1 pseudogene is annotated in these 905 nt (G+C 79.7%); it reads left to right on the top strand.

Going from position 1 to position 905, the window contains the following annotated elements:
• Positions 1-476: 476 nt before the first annotated feature.
• Positions 477-905, top strand: a pseudogene (locus HMPREF3159_RS17705) (DNA polymerase III subunit gamma and tau); the annotation flags it as partial.

The raw sequence follows: 905 nt of genomic DNA, 5'->3' as shown, positions 1-905 counted from the left end.
CGGGCCCGTCGTCGGCCGCCCAGTCGGCGGCGCCCGCCGTCGGTGACGGTCCCGAGCGGCAGGAGCCCGCGTCCATCGGCCAGCGCGCCTCGGAACGAGCGATGGCCGCTGCTGCGCGTGCCGCGAGGAACGCTCCGGCCGGACACTCCTACGCCCCGGCCGACGACTTCCCGCCGGAGCCCGACGATCCCTACCCGCCGGACCCCGAGGAGTACGGCCCGCCCGCACAGCATCAGCCGCCTGCCGCGGCGCCGGGCGGAGGCCGCTGGTCGGAGGCGCTCGAGGACCGAGGCACGGGAGCCGGCGGCCCAGCCACCCCGTCCCGATCCGCCCCGGCGGCCGCCCCGTCGGCACCGTCCGCGTCCGGGGCCTCCGCGTCCACGGCGTCGGCAGCTGGCGATCCTCCTGGCGAGGCGCGCCCGGGGCCCGCGTCGGCGGGCCCGCCGCTCGAGGTCGAGGACGAGGGACGCGACAGGTTGCCGGCGGAGGAGCCCCGCACCTTCGGCCAGAACGCGCTCAAGCGTGCCCTCGCGGAGGGTCGCGTGGTCCGCTCGCTGCCCGCCGCGCACCTCGCGCAGGGGGCGGACGCCTCCGCCTCAGGACCGGGCGAGGCCCCGGGCCAGGAGTCGGAGGACGTCGCACAGGGCGGTGACATGCCGCGCGAGTTCACCGCGGCCCCCGAGGTCGCCTCACCCACCTCGCCGGACACCGCCCCGCCGGCCGGGCTCGGCCGTGCCGTCCCGCACGACGACCCAGCTCAGCCTTCCGGCCAGGACGCGCCGAGTGGCGCGGACGGCTCCGCCTCCGCACGCGTGACGAGCTCCTGGGGCGCCGCGGCGGCGGTCACCGGCACCGCCTCGGGATCATCCCCGGCGCCCTCCGCGGCACCGTCGGCTCCGCCCGCC

The organism is Brachybacterium sp. HMSC06H03 (genome assembly GCF_001807385.1).
Classification (GTDB): domain Bacteria; phylum Actinomycetota; class Actinomycetes; order Actinomycetales; family Dermabacteraceae; genus Brachybacterium; species Brachybacterium conglomeratum.
Note: the sequence above shows the minus strand (reverse complement) of the source record. Positions and strands in the feature narration are given on the sequence as shown.